At 63.3% G+C, this 275-nt stretch carries 1 protein-coding gene; it reads left to right on the top strand.

The annotated features are described in order from the left end of the window. Positions 1–275 (top strand): sugar phosphate nucleotidyltransferase (locus SB765_RS29510; RefSeq protein ID WP_410932473.1); only part of this gene is annotated, 275 nt, incomplete at both ends.

Genomic DNA, 275 nt, shown 5'->3' with positions numbered 1-275 from the left:
GGACGCGCAGAGCCTACTGCAGAAGACATTTCTGCGGGCCACGGCATTACCGGACGTCGCCGAGGTTCTCACGGTAACGAACCGCGACCTGTTCTTCAAGACGGAGGACGAGTACCGCGAGGTCAACGCGCAGGGCGTGGCGACGTCCTACATTCTTGAGCCGTTCGGACGCAACACGGCGGCGGCAATCGCTGCCGCGGCTCTCGATGTGGCGGAGCGCCATGGCGACGATGCAATCCTGCTAATCCTGGCCGCCGACCATGTTATTCGCGACC

Origin of the sequence: Pseudomonas sp. SIMBA_067, from assembly GCF_046534675.1 — a bacterium.
Classification (GTDB): domain Bacteria; phylum Pseudomonadota; class Gammaproteobacteria; order Pseudomonadales; family Pseudomonadaceae; genus Aquipseudomonas; species Aquipseudomonas putida.
The sequence above is the reverse complement of the archived record's forward strand: the minus strand, read 5'-3'. Positions and strand labels throughout refer to the sequence as shown.